This is a genomic window from Paenibacillus sp. FSL R5-0713 (assembly GCF_037973325.1).
Lineage (GTDB): Bacteria > Bacillota > Bacilli > Paenibacillales > Paenibacillaceae > Paenibacillus.
Window position 1 is genome coordinate 2237270 of the sequence record NZ_CP150229.1, and the last position, 16878, is coordinate 2254147.

Sequence of the window (16878 nt, forward strand, 5' to 3'; positions counted from 1 at the left end):
GTGAAGAAGAGGAGTTGCTTATGTATCCCCCAAGATCAGATCGAAGTGTAGAGAGAAAAAAAAGAAAGCGCACCCGTGATAGAATCATCTGGACAATTAATCTTTTATTGATCATGACAATTGGTCTGGTGGGCATTTTTTATGTGATTAACACACGTCAGCAACAGGCAGACCAGCCGGTAAAGCAGGAAATTGTTGATCAGGATCAGCCTTCCATTGGAGACGATGCCAAAGGCGGGGATCAAGTAAGTTCTCCAGACTCGGAGGAGTCTGATGAGACTCCGGAAGAAGACGCCGAAGCAACGAATGAAGAAACAACAGCAGATGCAGGTGATTCATCCGGCGTAGCGAAACCTGATACTTCAGGCAATACCAATAATGGGAAAGCCGAATCCGGAACGAAAAAACCTGCTACAGATTCGACGCCGTCCGGCACCAAGGGAAATGCAGGTGCGGATACCAAATCAGAGACGTCGAAACCTTCCAATTCAGCGAAGGATGTCACCATTAATTTTGTCGGGGATATTCAATTTTCGGGCAAAGTTGCTGAACTGCTGGATAAGAACGGTTATGATTATCCCTTTGCTAAACTCGGCAGATTATTCAAGGATGATGATCTTACCATCGGCAACTTGGAGACACCGATAACCCTGGGAGGTACGGGGGCAGCAGACAAAACATATGTATACAAATCTTCGCCCAAAGCATTGGCGGCAATGGCCTCTGCGGGTTTTGATGCTGTCAATTTGGCTAACAATCATATTCTGGATCAGGGTGTTGAGGGTTTGGTAGATACGTTAACCTATCTCAAGGAATATGGTATTGCTCACACCGGGGCTGGCATGAACAGGGATGAAGCGTATGCACCAGCGTATCTGGAACGCAAAGGTATGAAGATTGCATTGCTTGGGTTCTCCCGCGTTGTACCGGAAACGAGTTGGAAGGCTGAGGGCAATCGGGCTGGTGTGGCTGAAGCCTATGATTCCACAGGAGCGGTCAAAGCGATCCAGGAGGCCCGTAAGAAGGCTGATCTGGTAATCGTGGTTGCGCACTGGGGCGAGGAACGTGTAAGTACTCCGAACAGTGACCAGACCCGATTGTCTCATGAGTTTGTGGATGCTGGCGCAGATCTGGTCATAGGTGGTCATCCTCATGTGTTGCAAGGGTTGGAGTATTATAAGGGGAAATGGATTGCATACAGTACGGGAAATTTTATTTTCTCCAGATCAACCACCGAAGAGACATGGAAAACAGCGGTATTTCAGGCACGTTGTACTCCTGATGCAGCTTGCAGCATGAAAGTCATCCCTTATGAAGCGGCGCTTGGTCAGGCCATTCCAATGATTGATGAGGCAAACAAACTGCTGCTGCAACAGATGGCAAAGCTTTCGCCAGGCATACGATATGATGGAAATGGAGTCGCTTCGCCTAATTAATAATCTTTTTGAGGAGGGAATCGAATGAACAACCTTTGTGTAGCGCACCGTGGATTTTCTTCTATTGCACCAGAGAATACGATGGCTGCGTTTCTAATGGCCATGGAACGGCCTGAAGTTCAGTGGATGGAGCTGGATGTGCAGTTGTCGCGTGATGGTGTGCCAGTGATTATTCATGATTTTACAGTGGATCGTACGACGAATGGCAAGGGTCTGGTTCGGGAAACCGATTGGGCTGATCTGCAACGTTTGGATGCTGGAGCATGGAAAAACAAGTCTTACAAGGGCGAACGGATTCCGGCGCTAAGTGAATTGTTAGATCGCTCGTGCGGCAGAGTACGTCTTAACATTGAACTGAAAACGCAGGGAGACATGTACCCGGGTCTGCCTGCGGCTGTTATACATGAAGTGAGAAAAAGACATATGCAAAATGATGTGGTGATCACCTCATTTGAACCAGCCGCTCTGATCGAAGTGAAGAAGCTTGCACCGGAGATCCAGACGGGGCTGATTATCGATGCACGACCAGGTGATCTGTTAACTGCCCTGCAGCAGATGAATTGTACATTTCTCTCCATTGGATACACCAATGTAGACAAATCCTTAATGAACGAGATGCGGAGTGCAGGTATTCGGGTGATGGCCTGGACAGTAGATGACAAGACCATTATGAAGAAACTGGCCGCAGTTGATCCAGAGCTCATGTTATGTACGAACCGTCCTGACGTATGGGAGCTGGCATTTCAGGAGACGAGCAGCCGATTCTTCAGACCGTAATTACTCTAAATGCACTATTGAATCCAATAAAGGTGGTAATATACCCATGTTGACTAATATTCGCAATGTATACTGTGTAGGACGCAATTATAAACTTCACGCGGAAGAATTGGGTAACGCGGTTCCGGATGAACCAATGATCTTTATGAAACCTTCTCATGCAGTCGTGCCCCTGAGTGGTGAAACGCTTGAATTGCCTGCTACCAAGGGTGAAGTTCACTATGAAGCTGAGCTGGTCGTGCAGATCGGCCGGGCTTATGAGCCAGGTATGGCGGTAGATGAGCTGGTGGATGCGTATGCGTTTGGTATTGATTTTACGTTACGTGACGTACAGTCCGTGATTAAGAAAAAGGGCCACCCGTGGACAGCGGCCAAAGGATTCAAAAATTCGGCTCCGGTTACTGCATTTCAGGCGTTCCCGGGGGTGGCAACACTGCTGGAGAAAGACTTTACGTTGACTAAAAACGGTGAGGAAGTTCAACGTGGTAACATTCGTAACATGATCTTCAGTTTACAGGATATTGTGGATTATGTAGGTCACCATTACGGCCTGGGGCAGGGAGATGTCATTTTCACAGGAACACCGGAAGGTGTTGGACCAACACAAGCAGGAGATGTGCTCGAACTGGCATGGGACGGCAAATCCTTGGGTGCATGCACGATTGGGGCAGGGCAATAAGGATTACACAGTACAGATCATACCTGCTTGAGAAGTAGAAATGTTATAGGGTACAGGAAAGGGGCGTGCATACGCTCCTTTTTGTTATGTTATTCATGGCATTTTCACATTTTCATCGTACAGGTAGGTTTTTAATTACGTCAGATTATAAGCTGTATTTGCGCTCTGCGTGACCAACGCCTCCAGTTCAGCTTGTTGTGCAGCGTGTTGTTGCGAGCTGATGCTTCCACTTGCGAGTCGCTCATCCAATTGCTCTCTGAGCTGTCTTACTTGTATAGCAATCACCTCATCCCAATTCCCCCTGTTTTCTTCCGTAATCGTTCTCAGCGACTTACCGTTGTAGAGCTTCTGATACAGATCCTCTTCTGAAGACTGATTAAGAGCGCTGAGCAGCTCGTCACTGCTTCCCTCACCAGGATCCAGGTCAACGATGGACCATTTGGCAGTAGGTATGGGGGAGATGGCAGATTGGCCCCATGCTGTTCCGGCGAAGGACATGGTGACAAACATGGTGCCTATAATAATGACTCGTTTCATGTTCATATGCATATTCCTCATTTCTGTAGTAGAGTACGAACGAACTGATTCGTAGCTTGTCGTAGATGTATTTGTTGATGTATCGATCTGTGAATAGTGTAAACGGAGAACCTGAAGTGAAACTTAAAACGGAATAAATAATTTAGCCCGACAGAGAACGACCGTAAAAGAAGATCACTCACATAATTCTCACTTGACAGGTTGGGTTAGTTGGTTATATGATGATCTCAATTATTTTAATACTCATTAAATGAACAGTGAAATAATTTGAACTGAAAATAAATCGAGCTGATTGGACCACCAAAGGCTCCCGGGACTACTCCACAATGGAATGTCTACGGGGGCTTTTTTTCGTGTGCTATTGAGGTTTCAGACGATCAAGGAGGTAATGAGATGAGTGATAGAGACTGGGAAGCGTTGGAGCGGACGGATTGGTTATTTCGCAAAATGGTCAGACGATTCGTCAAGGAGCGGGATCGTATCTCTGTAGAGGGCATCAGCCTGCCGGGCATGCTTATCCTGCACAAGATCATTCGTGAGGGAGAACAGCGTCTTGGAGATCTGGCAGAACAGTTGGACTTCACATCTGGTGCCATTACAGCTCTGACCGATAAGTTGGAGAAAAAGGGACTCACCATCCGCAGACGAAAGGAAGACGATCGCCGGACGGTTTTACTGGACATCACATCCAGCGGGCGGGAGATGTATGCGAGAAACAGCAACATCGGTGCCCGATGTATCACGCTTCTGTTTGAGGGTTTTACGGCGGAGGAACTGGAGCAGCAAAGTCAATTCTACGAGCGGGTAGTAGCGAATCTGGAGGGATTCTCGGACACAGTGCTGGAATTGGCGGAGAGCAACGGGATACAAGAACATGATAGCTCCTCCACAAGTAACTTTGAGCAGAAGCAGCGGAACAATACCGGGAAGAGTAACTATCTCAGTTATTGAGGTTGGATCACAGTAATGACATTTGATATACCACAAACATTCTAGGGGAGAGATGATCAATGGGACACTCAACAATATATCCAACTGGAGCGACGTTATACAATCCGGACAAGGCTTGGGGCGGTTATACCGTCTATCAGGCAGGTGAAGAAGGCGTAGTATTGATTGATATGAATGGTAAGGAGGTTCACCTGTGGAAAGGGTTGTTAGGATTCCCGGCCAAAATATTACCTGGAGGTTACGTGCTGGGCAGCACAGGTCGTAGAGATCCGAAGTTCGGCATTCAGGATAATGTTGATCTGGTTCAAGTAGATTGGGACGGTAACATTGTATGGAAATACAATAGCTACGAACATATTGAAGATCCGGGGTATGAGCCACTATGGTATGCCCGCCAGCATCATGATTATCAGCGTGAGGGTAATCCGGTAGGGTACTATGCACCTGGGCTTGCACCGAAGACGAAGAGTGGCAACACACTTATCCTGGCTCACAAAAATGTGAGTAACCCGCAAATTTCAGATAAGCCATTGCTTGATGACGCCATTATTGAAGTGGATTGGGAGGGGAAGGTACTTTGGGAATGGCTGCCTAACGAGCACTTTGAAGAATTAGGTTTTGATGAAGCTGCTCGAAATGTTCTGTTCCGTGATCCGAATACACGTTCTTTTGGTCATTTGGGTGGTGGTGTGGGTGATTGGTTACATATTAATTCTGCTTCTTATGTTGGACCCAACCGCTTCTATGAAGACGGAGACGAACGGTTCCACCCTGACAATATTATCTGGGATGCCAGAGAGGCCAATATAATCGCAATTACAGACAGGCAGAGCGGAAAAATCGTATGGAGACTGGGCCCCGACTATACTTCAACTGAAGCGAAGCACATTGGCACAATTATCGGGCAGCATCATGCACATATCATTCCTCAGGGCCTTCCTGGAGAAGGGAACTTGCTTGTATTCGACAATGGCGGCTGGGCAGGTTACGGCCTTCCGAATCCGGTTTCCCCATTTGGATTAAAACATGCGATTCGGGATCACTCGCGTGTGTTGGAGATTAACCCGGTCACCCTGGAGATTGTTTGGCAGTATACATCGGCAGAAGCTGGATTTTCTGTTCCAACGGATTCCTATAAATTTTATAGTCCATACATCAGTTCCGCTCAGCGTTTACCTAACGGCAACACCTTGATAACCGAAGGTTCCAATGGCAGGTTGTTCGAAGTGACAGCCGAGCATGAGCTGGTCTGGGAATATGTCTCCCCTTACACGGATCGGCGAAATACCAATATGGTCTATCGCTCGTATCGAGTTCCTTATCAGTGGGTTCCACAGTTGGAGAAGCCGCAGGAAGTTCCCATTGAAGCCATTGATGTCTCCACCTATAGGGTGCCGGGAGCAGCACCCAAAGGTTCTGCATCCATCGTGAGTGTGGAGACAACTCTTCCGTTTGTGGAAGGTGCAGCCTGTGTGGCAACGTCGGATGAAGGCAAATTGGGCGATTAGGCGTCAAGATCATGACTAGATTGAATGGGGTGTATATTGTGAGAAAACCATCCATAATTACCGGCGTGTTAATAGCATTCCTGGCTACGGCACTCCTATTATCCGGATGCAGTTCAAGCGCAGCAGGGTCCGGAACCAAAGACGCTTCGGGTAAACATGCCGAGAATGTAAAAATTCGAATCGCAGATACCAGTACCAACCCAACGTTCAGGGTAGCCATTGCCAAAGGTTTCTTTGAAAAAAGAGGCATTGACGCAGAGAGTATTACGTTTGGCTCACCGGCTGAAGGTGTAAATGCACTATTTATCAAACAGGTGGATATTGCGTATGGGGCAGATTTTCCCGTATTGAATGCATTGGCTAAAGGAGAATATTCAGTCATCGCTTCGGCTGGTCAGGCTACGGATGAAGCGGCAGCCGCCTGGAAGCTGTATGCAAGAAAGGATATTCAGAGCGGAGCGGATTTGAAGGGCAAGAAAGTAAGTTTCATTCGAGGCACATTTATTCCGTATCTATGGGATGAATATCTGAAAGATCAGAGATTAGCGCTGGGTGATGTGACGCAAATTGGTCAGGGGGCTTTTGATGAGTCCTACATCGCACTGAAACAGGGCGACCTTGATGCCGCCTGGGTGATAGGCTCTGCGTTAACTGATAAATTCGATGCACTCGAAGGGGTTCATCAGCTGACGGATATGTCCCAGACCCCTATACGTCTTGGTATGGGGCTGGTATCCAGTAATGAATTCATCCAGGCAAACCCCGAAAAGATAAGTGTCTTTCTCGCGGCACTTGATGAGGCATCCGCGTATGCCCAAGCGCATCCTGAAGAAGTTGCGGATCTGATGTATCAAGAGACCAAACAGCCTAAAGATGCCACGTTGAAAGACCTTCCGATCAATCCATGGGAAGTTGGATTTACGCAGGCCGCTTATGACAGTTTGGCAGGTCAGAAGCAATATATGGTGGATACCGGAATCATTGAACAAGATTTTGATCTCGACACCAAACTCAATCTGACCTCTCTCCAGCAGGCTCTGCCGAAAAAAGTGACATATAGCAAATAATTCATTCAAATGGGAGGTGTTCGTGATGTCCTTACCTGCAACTCAGCATACCATTCATATCGAACAACTTCGGAAAACGTATCATGCCCCGACTAATGGAGATGTGCATTATATCATCAAGGATGTCGATCTGGTTATCAAGGGAGGAGAATTTTTCGTCCTGCTTGGTCCCAGTGGGTGTGGGAAGTCAACGCTGCTGAACATGATCGCGGGTTTTATTTCCAAGTCGGGTGGCCAGCTCAAGGTGGATAACAAGGAGATTGACAGACCGGGCAGGGATCGGGCGATGGTATTCCAGCAGGCGGATTCCTCTCTTTTTCCATGGCTAACCGTGAGAGAGAATGTGGAATTTGGGCTCCGAATGTCCAAGGTACCTAAGGCACAACGACGTGAGATCTCTGATCGATACATCCAGCTTGTTGGACTAAGTGCTCATGAGGGGAAATTTCCAAAAGAACTCTCGGGGGGCATGAAGCAGCGGGTTCAATTGGCCCGTGTACTTGCGAATGACTCGGCGATCTTGCTGATGGATGAGCCATTCGGTGCGCTAGACGCGATGACGCGGCGTACGATGCAGAAGGAACTGGTGAATATTTGGAAAGAAACTCATAAGACCGTTATCTTTGTCACCCACGATATTCAGGAGGCGTTATTGCTTGGTGAGCGCATAGGCATTATGTCTGTAGGTCCGTCTTCGAATATTACGGATATTTACCACAACACATTACCTTACCCGAGGAACATCGCCTCATCTGAGTTCAACACCCTGTATGACCAAATTCAAGGCCACTTTGAAGAATAACTGAGGTGATATGTGAGATGAAATGGTTGGAAAAAAAATCGGTGTCTATCCCGCTCCTGTGGGTAACAGTCATCCTGATCTGGCAGTTTGGTGCCCTCATCTATGGACCTGACGTAATCCCTGGCCCTTGGGATACGATTCTGGGAGCGCGTGAACTGATTGCTGACGGTACGCTGATGCAGTATATCGGAATCAGCTTCACGCGTGTACTTGCAGGCTGGGTACTCGGAAGCATCATTGCTATTCCGGTAGGGCTGATTATTGGCAAAGTTCATCTCATCCGGCTGTTCGCGGAACCCTTCCTTAACTTTATACGCTTTATCCCGCCGATCGCCTTTATTACCTTATTCTTGGTGTGGTTCGGTATTGGTGAGCAATCCAAGATTGCACTCATCATGTACGCAACCTTCTTCATTGTTGTGCTAAACACCTTAACGGGTGTGCTCTCCGTTGAAGAAGACAAAATCCGGTCGGCACGCAGTATGGGAGCCAATGAACGGCAGATTCTGCTGCATGTGATTGTTCCGGCGACAACCCCGTATATTTTCACAGGTGTGCGCCTGGCAATGGGAACTTCCTATATGGCTATCATTGGTGCGGAGATGATTGCCGCAAATGAGGGAGTGGGTTACCTGATCTGGAATTCCAGACTCTTTTTCCGTACGGATTGGATCTTTGTCGGACTGATTTCCCTGGGTTTTATGGGATTCCTGACGGATCGATTGTTCAATTGGTTTGGTCGCAGGATCCTCTACCGATATGGGGTCATTGGCGGAGCAAAACGAGTCTGAATGAGAACATAAGAATACGCAATTCCAGACGTTACTTGAGAAGGGGATTCATCTTGTTGTGACGTTTGGTCAATAACCTGTTTTGGCACTTTTAGACGAGGCCGAAACAGGTTTTTTGTGTGCTGGCCTCAGGAGTTTCGGCATTGGCATCAAACCGTGGTATAATTGAATTTCAAAAATACAATTAACGTCATGTGGGCTGTACATATGCTGCATGCAGGAGACATTATGGATTGGATTATTGGCGCCGTATGCGCTTCTATGGTGGCAGGTGCTGCCTATGCAAAAAAGTCGCTAACTCTGTCTGGCTGCTTGGCAGCAATCATGATGGGAACGATATATTACGGAGCGGGTAACCTGTTCTGGTTTGGCACGTTATTGTTATTTTTTATTACTTCAACGTTGCTCTCCAGGTTTCGTAAAGATCGGAAGCAGGAGCTGGAGAAATCCTATGCCAAGTCAGGAAATCGGGACGCTGGGCAAGTAATGGCTAATGGTGGAATGGGCATGTTCCTATGTCTGGGATACTGGATATTTCCACATCCGGCATGGATATATGCGTTCATTGGTGTAATGGCTACCGTGACATCGGACACATGGGCAACTGAACTCGGGAGTCTCAGTCGCAAGCCGCCGCGCTCTGTTCTCACATGGAAGGTACTTACACCAGGTGCTTCAGGAGGTGTCTCATTTCTCGGCACCGCGGCTGCAGCCGCAGGCGGGGCTCTGATTGGTGCGGGAGCCTTCATGTTTTCGTGGATCGCCGGGATCGAAGGCCTTGGTCTGTTTAGTTGGACTTTTGTCGGTCTTGTAGGCGGGTTGGCAGGTGCTTTTGCCGATTCCTATCTGGGCGCAACGGTGCAGAAGATGTATCGTTGCACTGTGTGTGGCCGTGAAGTTGAGGTGCATGAACATTGCGGGCATCCAACGGTTCGGGCTCGTGGCTGGGCATGGATGAGCAACGACCTGGTGAACGTACTTAGTTCGGTTATCGGAGGATGCGTGGCGATAGGTTTAGGTAACATTTTGGCGTTGTAAGGGGGAGTACATTTGAGTACGGTACAGGGAGACAAATCGGAGGCTATTTTGGATGCGGCCTATGGTATTTTTGGCTCGAAAGGTTTTTATGAGACCAAAATGTCTGATATAGCAGACGAAGCCGGCATTGCAAAAGGCACCATTTATTTATATTTCAAAAGCAAGGAACAACTATTCATCGCAGTATCCAAGCGGGACTGTAACAGTTTTATCAGTCGTCTTGAATATGCTTTGAACTCACATGACAACACAGGTGATAAACTTGGAGCAATAGCCAAGACCCACCTTACGTATTATTATGAGCGCCGCAATCATACCAAACTCTTTTTTATGGCACCCAATAATGATCCGGATCTAATGAAATTCATGAAGGCATTCATGAACCAATACATGAGCATGGTGCGTGAAGTACTGGAGAGTGCAAGTGTACCTGAGCCTGTATTGCTTGCTGAAGCTTATATTGGAATTCTGGACCGGCTGAAGATGGATATCATGTTGAATCCGGAGTTCAATGAGGAACATCTGAACAAACGAATTGCCTTTGCAGCAGCATTGTTTCTGGACGGATGCCGTTCTTTTTTACAAGTTTAAAGTGAGTGCGTGGATGTGCGTAATATGAATTTTATTTTACAGAGAAGTGGGTACGAGCAATGAACATAATGACGGTAGAGCAGATTGCAAAAAGTTATGGCGAAAAAATATTGTTCAAGGATGCTTCATTTGGCATGGCTGATCAGGACAAGATTGGTGTCGTTGGGGTAAATGGCACCGGTAAATCCACATTTTTGCGTGTGATATCCGGTATGGAACCGGCAGACGCGGGACAGATCTCCATCGGTAATGACGTACGTATTCAGTTCCTTGCCCAAAATCCGGACTTCAATCCAGACAATACGGTACTGCAACAAGTATTTGAAGGTGACAGCATGGAAATGAAAACCGTGCGTGAATATACGGAAACGATGGAATTATTGGAGCTGAATTCCTCCGATCCAGCGTTGCAAGAGCGATTATTACGTTTGAATCAGCAAATGGAGCAGCTTCAGCTCTGGCAGATGGAGAGTGAAGCGAAGAGTATCTTGTCCAAACTGGGTATTCGTCAATTCGATGCACTGATGGGCACGTTGTCTGGTGGACAACGCAAAAGGGTAGCACTCGCTGCTGCTTTGATTCACCCGTGCGAACTGCTCATTCTGGATGAGCCGACGAACCATATTGATAATGATTCGGTCGTATGGCTCGAGCAGTATTTGCAGAAGCGTCGCGGCGCACTGCTTATGATTACGCATGATCGGTATTTCCTGGATCGTGTGGCCAATGTCATGCTGGAATTGGATCATGGTCGTTTGTTCCGGTATGAAGCCAACTATACACGCTTTCTGGAACTGAAGGCAGAGCGTGAAGAGCGGGAAGCTTCTTCCGAACAGAAGCGTAAAAACTTGCTTCGGACGGAGCTCGCATGGATTCGTCGTGGTGCCAAGGCACGGACGACGAAACAAAAAGCGAGAATTGATCGTTTCGAACAACTCAAAGACCAACAAGGAGTCCAGCGCTCCGGTTCATTGGAAGTATCGGTTGGCTCCACTCGTCTAGGTAAAAAGATTCTGGAGATCGAGCATCTTTCCAAATCCGTCGGTGGCCGCACACTGATTGAAGATCTGAGTTATATTGCCGTACCTGGAGATCGGGTAGGGATTGTTGGACCGAATGGTAGTGGTAAGTCTACGCTGTTACAGATGATATCTGGCAAATTGGAACCTGATGCAGGCGTGGTTGACGTCGGTCCTACGGTCAATCTGGGCTATTTCACCCAGGAGCATCAGGAGATGGATGAATCTCTTCGTGTCATTGAGTACATCAAGGAAGTGGCCGAGAATGTGAAAACAGCCGATGGCTCTCTGATCACAGCATCCCAGATGCTGGAGCGGTTCCTGTTTACCCCGGCATCCCAGTGGACGCCAATCTCCCGCCTCTCTGGTGGAGAGAAACGTCGTCTGTATCTGCTGCGTGTTCTGATGGCTGCGCCGAATGTATTGCTGCTGGATGAGCCGACGAATGACCTGGACATCCAGACACTCGCTGTACTGGAAGACTATCTGGACGATTTTCCAGGTGTTGTCTTTGTGGTATCCCATGATCGCTATTTCCTTGATCGTACGGTGGATAAAGTGCTGTCTTTTGAGGGCAACGGTGCTGTACGTGTACATGTCGGCGACTACAGTGAGTATGCGGAATGGATGCTGAAAAATGCACCTGGAGCTACGCAAGAGAGTGACCCAGGATCAACGAAGGTGAAGCAGTCATCGGAGAAAACAACTCCCGCTGTGTCAGCAGCTAAACCCAAGTTGAAATTCAGCTTCAAGGAGCAACGTGAATACGATCAGATTGATGAAAATATTGAGAAGGCTGAAGCCAATCTTGTCCGGATTAATAAAGAGATGGAAGAGTCATTTAGTGATTCTGCCCGTCTGCAGGAGTTGATGGCGGAGCAGGTTGAGGCTGAACGTCATCTGGACGAATTGATGGAACGCTGGACCATTCTGAATGAACTTGCAGAGCAGATTGAACAGAGCAAGTCTTAATTTATAGTTAAACATCGCCCTTTCTTCTAGAGTGACTTGATGTCGCTTTGGAGGAGAGGGCTATTTTTTGTTTGTGAATTTCGCATGAAAGTGAAACGTTCAGTATATTCATTACGTTGTATAAGTAAAGAATTCCATAGAAGGGAGAGAACACCATACTTATGTATAAAGAAATCAATGAACAGTTGGCGGTACTCAAGGAAAAGGGGAGAATTTACGAGAAATGGACCAAGCGTTTGGAGAAGCTTCAAACGGAAGAAACCGAATGGGAAGCAAAGGTAAAACGTCGTCAGGAGCACCTCCAGAAGGAGCAGAAAGATGTTGATCGACTGAACAGTATGACATTGGCAGCATTTTTCTATCAGCTGATTGGCAAGAAAACGGAGCAGCTGGAGAAGGAAGAACTCGAATTGATGGAAAGCAAGGCTGCATACGATACCGCTTGTCGCATGTTACAAGACGTACAGGAGCAACGAATTCATGTGGAGCAGGAGTTGGAGGGCGGGCGGCAGTATCAATACTGGCAAAGCGATTACAACGCTCTGTGGGGGAAGAAGGAAGGTCGTCTGCTGGACCAGGATGCTGAATTGCAACACATGGCTGAAAATCGGGAACATCTGGCGAGTGAACTTCAGGAACTGGACGAAGCTTTCCGGGAAGGGGAATACCTGGTCTATGCCCTTGAACGTGCCGAGAAGGCTTTGGCTTCGGCAGGTAATTGGGGCATATATGACATGATGGGTGGTGGGGTAATCTCCACACATATCAAGCGGGGACGTATGGATGACGCTCAGGTCGCCATTATGGATGCAGGAAAGCGTCTACGACGTTTTCAAAAGGAATTGGAGGATGTAGAGATGGCAGTACATGCGGATCTGCATCTGGGAGGTCTGCTTTCTTTCGCAGACTATTTCTTTGATAACCTCTTTGTGGACTGGATGGTTCAGGACAAAATTCGTAAAGCCGAACGTCAGGTGAAAGATGGACTGAGTGCGGTTCGACAGACCATGCATGTGTTAAGCAATGAAATGCGTGACCACAGGGCAGAGTTAGAGCGTTTGGAGCATAAATATCATGCCTATGTGGAACAGGCAGATTAAGAGATAGGACAGCAAAGGACACTTCCGATCGCACCGAATGGCTGTGCTTGGAAGTGTCCTTTTGCTTAGACGTACATATGGATGTTATTCACGATTTTTTCGTAGATGGATGATTCTGTTTTACTTCGTTGTAATGTAGGCAGCGAGCAAGCGTGCCGTATTCAAGACAGCATCCTTATGTGTGCGCTCCATGGAATGAGATGCGTGAACGCCCGGTCCGATCAGTGCTGCCCGGATATTGTTTCCTCCGCGTAGTGCTGCACTTCCATCTGAGCCATAGTGGGGGTAGATGTCCACAACGTAATCCAACCCATCTTGTTTGGCCAGTTCAATGAGACGACTGGTCATATCGTAGTCATACGGTCCAGAAGAATCTTTGGCACATATGGATACATCGGTTTCTTTACAACTCAGATCATCGCCCATGGCTCCCATGTCTACAGCGATCATTTCACTGATTTCTGCAGGGATATACGAGGCACCATGTCCGACTTCTTCGTAGTTAGAGATGAGCAGAGAAACATTATGTATTGGTTTCCAGCTTTCGCGATGGGCAGACTCAAGGATGCCGAACAATGCAGCTACACTGGCTTTGTCGTCCAGATGACGTGATTTGATATAACCGCTTGGGGTAATAACTGCACGAGCATCAAAGGAGATAAAGTCACCAACAGCGATCCCGAGTTTTAACACATCATCCTTGGAGGAGACAACTTCATCAATTCGCACTTCCATATGGCTCTCGGTCCGTTCAAAGGTACGTGCATCTGGATATACATGTACAGACGGGTGAAGGGAGAGAATGGTGCCTGTGTATGTCTTTCCGTCCCGAGTATGTATGCTGCAATATTCGTTTTCGATACTTTGCATGGTAAATCCACCGACAGAAGTCAATTTCAAGGTGCCGTGGGATGTAATGGAGCGTACCATGGCCCCTAGCGTATCCACATGGGCACTCAGAGCAATCGTCTTGGATGAATCCTGCCCTGGCAAAGTAAGCACGGCACCACCCTTATTATTGAGCTCACAAGTGATGCCCAGTGATTGAGCTTCTTGGCTAATCATCTCGATAATATGATGGGTGTAGCCGCTTGGACTTGGTGTATCCAGCAATTTTTTCAGAAAAGACAGAACGTAAGATTCATCAATGGTATAACTCATTGTGTAATTTCCTCCTTGAAACGTGGGTATGGTGTGAAACAAATACAGCCTGTCTGGGGGAGTGAATGTGATACTACCATTCCTGACTCGCCAGCAGGCTGATTCTGTTGGTTACAATGTCCCGGTAGGATTTCCTTTGTGATGACTCTGGATCGAATCATTCTCCAATAGGCTGTCCGGTTCAGTTGAGTCAAGCGAATCCATCGATTTGAATGAATCGAACGAAGAGTTGCTTGCAGCCGAACTTTCCAATTCAGATACACGCAATTTCAATTGCTTGTTCTCGCGTTGCAGTCGGTATTGGCGATAGATGCCATATGAACCTACAATAATCCCACCGATCAGGGTGCAGCCGAGGATCAGCAAAATCAGCGGGATTTGAACCGTGCTAAATAACAGGTTAACCTGAACAGAATCAACGTTAATAACCGCAAAGATTCCTGTGAGCAGTGCAAAAACAAGACCTGCTATGAGTGCCCATTGCATTTTCATGGTGTTGCCTCCTTGTTGAACAATTGAGAACTAGTATGCATTACCCATATTCGAGTATGTTGCATCTTTCAATGATTGTAAAATCCCTTGCCCAACGGGCAAGGGATGCAGGTCACATGGAACGTTAACCTTACTTGGTTAGTTCCTCCATCTGTTCAATCAATTCCTTGAACACACTCATGGCTTCACGAATTGGCTGTGGTGTAGACATATCCACGCCTGCTTTTTTCAGAATGTTAATGGAGTAGTCACTGCCCCCGCTCTTCAGGAAACCGAGATACCGGTCAACAGCCGGCTGGCCCTCTTCCAGGATTTGCTTGGAGAAGCTGGTCGCTGCGGAGAAGCCAGTAGCATATTTATATACGTAAAAGCTGTTATAGAAGTGGGGAATACGAGCCCATTCCATCTCAATATCTCTGTCAACAACCATGTCCTTACCATGATATTTAACGTTCAGATCATAATAGATCTCGGATAACAATTGTGGTGTTAATGCTTCACCTTGTTCCGCGCGTTCGTGAATGATTTTCTCAAATTCAGCAAACATGGTCTGACGGAATACCGTTGTACGGAATTGGTCTGCGTAATAAGTTAACAGATACAATTTTTCCTTTGGATCTGTTGATTTGTTAAGCAGATAATCCATCAATAACGCTTCGTTGGTTGTGGATGCAACCTCAGCTAGGAAGATGGTGTACTGGGCATCACGATACGGAAGTGCTGTATCCGAGTAATGTGAATGCAGAGCGTGACCCATTTCATGAGCAAGGGTGAACATGCTGTTCAGGTTATCTTTGTGATTCAACAAGACATACGGGTGAGTGCCGTACGCGCCCCAGGCATATGCGCCTGAGCGTTTATTTTCATTCTCGTATATATCGATCCAGCGGTTATCATATCCAGTCTGCAATGCATCTGCATAGTCCTTGCCGAGTGGTTTCAGACCGTCTTTAACGGTTTGTTTCGCTTCGTCATAGGTGATATCCATTTTGTATTCGTCTACGAGTGGAGCGAACAGGTCATACATGTGCAATTGATCCACGCCCAGCAACTTTTTGCGCAGATTCATATAACGATGCAATAACGGAAGGCTTTCGTGAATCGTGTCTACCAGATTCGTATACACATCCGTTGGGATGTTATCTCCATATAAGGACATTTCCATTACGGAAGGGTACTTCCGAACATTAGCATAGAACATATTTTTGGTTACATTTGCATTCAAGGCAGCCGCAATCGTGTTCTTCTGTTTGGCATAGGTTTCATATACCGCCTTGAAGGCACGTTCACGAACTTCACGATTAGGATTCTCAAGGAACTGAATGTAGCTGCCGTGTGTCAGCTCGACTTCTTTACCATGTTCATCCTTGATTCTTGGAAACTTGAGATCGGCGTTATTCAGCATGCTGAAGATGGTCTGTGGTGCTTGCGAAAGGTTGCCTACCTGTGCAAGCAAAGCCTCTTCCGCTTGGCTAAGAACATGCGCTTTTTCCCGTTTCATCTCTTCAAGAGTAAACGTATAAGCAGAGAGTTTTTCGTTGGCGATAAACGCGTCCAACTGATCATCCGGAAGGGAGAGAATCTCTGGAGTGACAAAAGAGAGTGCTTCACCAACCCGTACGCCTAATTTCTGGGCTTTTTGGGACAGGTTTTGATATGTAGGATTAGCTGTGTCTTCATCTTGATGCATACGTGCGTATACAAAAAGGCGTTCTATTTTGAGGCTGATCTCATCTTCGAACTCGAAGCAAGATTTGAGTACATCAGGTTGACCCAGTTTACCTTGAAATTCGGAGGCCTTCTTGGTCAAAGACGATACTTCTTCATATTCCTGATCCCAGGCTTTCTGATCGGCAAATAAATCTTCCAGTTTCCAGCTATGCTCAGCCGGCACCTCGGAACGTTTCAATAATTGACTCATGGAAATCCTCCTTTGATAATCTGATGAATGGTTGGA

16 protein-coding genes are annotated in these 16878 nt (G+C 47.1%); 12 read left to right on the forward strand and 4 right to left on the reverse strand.

What is annotated here, in order from left to right; genetic code table 11:
• The first annotated feature begins 143 nt into the window (after positions 1–143).
• Genes MKZ12_RS10240 through MKZ12_RS10250 form a run of 3 tightly spaced genes read left to right on the forward strand, consistent with a single transcriptional unit; the run spans position 144 to position 2892 of the window.
• The gene (locus MKZ12_RS10240; protein WP_339260249.1) at positions 144–1436 is read left to right on the forward strand and encodes a CapA family protein; all 1293 of its coding nucleotides are present in this window, start codon (positions 144–146) and stop codon (positions 1434–1436) included.
• 24 nt (positions 1437–1460) lie between these two features.
• Positions 1461–2213: a glycerophosphodiester phosphodiesterase family protein gene (locus MKZ12_RS10245; protein WP_253433275.1), complete on the forward strand. Its 753-nt coding sequence runs from the start codon at positions 1461–1463 to the stop codon at positions 2211–2213.
• Positions 2214–2259: 46 nt separating this feature from the next.
• The gene (locus MKZ12_RS10250) at positions 2260–2892 is read left to right on the forward strand and encodes a fumarylacetoacetate hydrolase family protein (RefSeq protein ID WP_339260250.1); all 633 of its coding nucleotides are present in this window, start codon (positions 2260–2262) and stop codon (positions 2890–2892) included.
• Between the two features lie 135 nt (positions 2893–3027).
• On the opposite strand, the gene MKZ12_RS10255 is transcribed toward MKZ12_RS10250, so the two are convergent.
• Positions 3028–3435, reverse strand: a complete 408-nt coding sequence (locus MKZ12_RS10255; RefSeq protein ID WP_339260252.1) for a hypothetical protein — start codon at positions 3433–3435, stop codon at positions 3028–3030.
• Between the two features lie 387 nt (positions 3436–3822).
• Here MKZ12_RS10255 and MKZ12_RS10260 point away from each other — a divergent pair, with 387 nt between their 5' ends.
• From MKZ12_RS10260 to MKZ12_RS10300, 9 genes are all read left to right on the forward strand, one after another.
• Positions 3823–4380, forward strand: coding sequence for a MarR family transcriptional regulator (locus MKZ12_RS10260; RefSeq protein WP_339260255.1), 558 nt, complete (start codon positions 3823–3825; stop codon positions 4378–4380).
• A gap of 59 nt (positions 4381–4439) precedes the next feature.
• A complete protein-coding gene (locus tag MKZ12_RS10265) occupies positions 4440–5888 on the forward strand; it encodes an aryl-sulfate sulfotransferase (protein ID WP_339260257.1) in 1449 nt (482 codons plus the stop codon).
• Between the two features lie 11 nt (positions 5889–5899).
• Positions 5900–6955: an ABC transporter substrate-binding protein gene (locus MKZ12_RS10270; protein ID WP_339260259.1), complete on the forward strand. Its 1056-nt coding sequence runs from the start codon at positions 5900–5902 to the stop codon at positions 6953–6955.
• Between the two features lie 25 nt (positions 6956–6980).
• The gene (locus tag MKZ12_RS10275; RefSeq protein ID WP_339241144.1) at positions 6981–7757 is read left to right on the forward strand and encodes an ABC transporter ATP-binding protein; all 777 of its coding nucleotides are present in this window, start codon (positions 6981–6983) and stop codon (positions 7755–7757) included.
• 17 nt (positions 7758–7774) lie between these two features.
• Positions 7775–8548, forward strand: coding sequence for an ABC transporter permease (locus MKZ12_RS10280; RefSeq protein ID WP_339260261.1), 774 nt, complete (start codon positions 7775–7777; stop codon positions 8546–8548).
• A gap of 228 nt (positions 8549–8776) precedes the next feature.
• Positions 8777–9586 carry a DUF92 domain-containing protein gene (locus MKZ12_RS10285; protein WP_339241149.1) on the forward strand — a complete coding sequence of 270 codons (810 nt, stop codon included), beginning with the start codon at positions 8777–8779 and terminating at the stop codon, positions 9584–9586.
• Positions 9587–9598: 12 nt separating this feature from the next.
• Positions 9599–10177, forward strand: coding sequence for a TetR/AcrR family transcriptional regulator (locus tag MKZ12_RS10290; protein ID WP_339260263.1), 579 nt, complete (start codon positions 9599–9601; stop codon positions 10175–10177).
• Positions 10178–10236: 59 nt separating this feature from the next.
• A complete protein-coding gene (locus MKZ12_RS10295) occupies positions 10237–12168 on the forward strand; it encodes an ABC-F family ATP-binding cassette domain-containing protein (protein WP_339260265.1) in 1932 nt (643 codons plus the stop codon).
• A 161-nt stretch (positions 12169–12329) separates the two neighbouring features.
• Positions 12330–13268: a hypothetical protein gene (locus tag MKZ12_RS10300; RefSeq protein ID WP_339260267.1), complete on the forward strand. Its 939-nt coding sequence runs from the start codon at positions 12330–12332 to the stop codon at positions 13266–13268.
• A gap of 120 nt (positions 13269–13388) precedes the next feature.
• Here MKZ12_RS10300 and MKZ12_RS10305 read toward each other — a convergent pair whose 3' ends face one another.
• The 3 genes from MKZ12_RS10305 to pepF form a co-directional block, all read right to left on the reverse strand.
• Positions 13389–14429, reverse strand: coding sequence for a M42 family metallopeptidase (locus MKZ12_RS10305; protein ID WP_339260269.1), 1041 nt, complete (start codon positions 14427–14429; stop codon positions 13389–13391).
• 111 nt (positions 14430–14540) lie between these two features.
• The gene (locus tag MKZ12_RS10310) at positions 14541–14921 is read right to left on the reverse strand and encodes a lipopolysaccharide assembly protein LapA domain-containing protein (protein WP_339260271.1); all 381 of its coding nucleotides are present in this window, start codon (positions 14919–14921) and stop codon (positions 14541–14543) included.
• 130 nt (positions 14922–15051) lie between these two features.
• Positions 15052–16842, reverse strand: coding sequence for an oligoendopeptidase F (gene pepF / locus MKZ12_RS10315; protein WP_339260272.1), 1791 nt, complete (start codon positions 16840–16842; stop codon positions 15052–15054).
• Between the last annotated feature and the right edge of the window lie 36 nt (positions 16843–16878).

What these genes read in the sequence shown, in the direction of transcription:
- MKZ12_RS10295 (WP_339260265.1), top strand. Translation starts at nt 10,237, where the DNA reads ATGAACATAATGACGGTAGAGCAGATTGCAAAAAGTTATGGCGAAAAA.
- MKZ12_RS10300 (WP_339260267.1), top strand. Translation starts at nt 12,330, where the DNA reads ATGTATAAAGAAATCAATGAACAGTTGGCGGTACTCAAGGAAAAGGGG.
- pepF (WP_339260272.1), bottom strand. Translation starts at nt 16,842, where the DNA reads ATGAGTCAATTATTGAAACGTTCCGAGGTGCCGGCTGAGCATAGCTGG.
- MKZ12_RS10275 (WP_339241144.1), top strand. Translation starts at nt 6,981, where the DNA reads ATGTCCTTACCTGCAACTCAGCATACCATTCATATCGAACAACTTCGG.
- MKZ12_RS10265 (WP_339260257.1), top strand. Translation starts at nt 4,440, where the DNA reads ATGGGACACTCAACAATATATCCAACTGGAGCGACGTTATACAATCCG.
- MKZ12_RS10270 (WP_339260259.1), top strand. Translation starts at nt 5,900, where the DNA reads ATGACTAGATTGAATGGGGTGTATATTGTGAGAAAACCATCCATAATT.
- MKZ12_RS10310 (WP_339260271.1), bottom strand. Translation starts at nt 14,921, where the DNA reads ATGAAAATGCAATGGGCACTCATAGCAGGTCTTGTTTTTGCACTGCTC.
- MKZ12_RS10285 (WP_339241149.1), top strand. Translation starts at nt 8,777, where the DNA reads ATGGATTGGATTATTGGCGCCGTATGCGCTTCTATGGTGGCAGGTGCT.
- MKZ12_RS10250 (WP_339260250.1), top strand. Translation starts at nt 2,260, where the DNA reads ATGTTGACTAATATTCGCAATGTATACTGTGTAGGACGCAATTATAAA.
- MKZ12_RS10305 (WP_339260269.1), bottom strand. Translation starts at nt 14,429, where the DNA reads ATGAGTTATACCATTGATGAATCTTACGTTCTGTCTTTTCTGAAAAAA.
- MKZ12_RS10280 (WP_339260261.1), top strand. Translation starts at nt 7,775, where the DNA reads ATGAAATGGTTGGAAAAAAAATCGGTGTCTATCCCGCTCCTGTGGGTA.
- MKZ12_RS10260 (WP_339260255.1), top strand. Translation starts at nt 3,823, where the DNA reads ATGAGTGATAGAGACTGGGAAGCGTTGGAGCGGACGGATTGGTTATTT.
- MKZ12_RS10245 (WP_253433275.1), top strand. Translation starts at nt 1,461, where the DNA reads ATGAACAACCTTTGTGTAGCGCACCGTGGATTTTCTTCTATTGCACCA.
- MKZ12_RS10255 (WP_339260252.1), bottom strand. Translation starts at nt 3,435, where the DNA reads ATGAACATGAAACGAGTCATTATTATAGGCACCATGTTTGTCACCATG.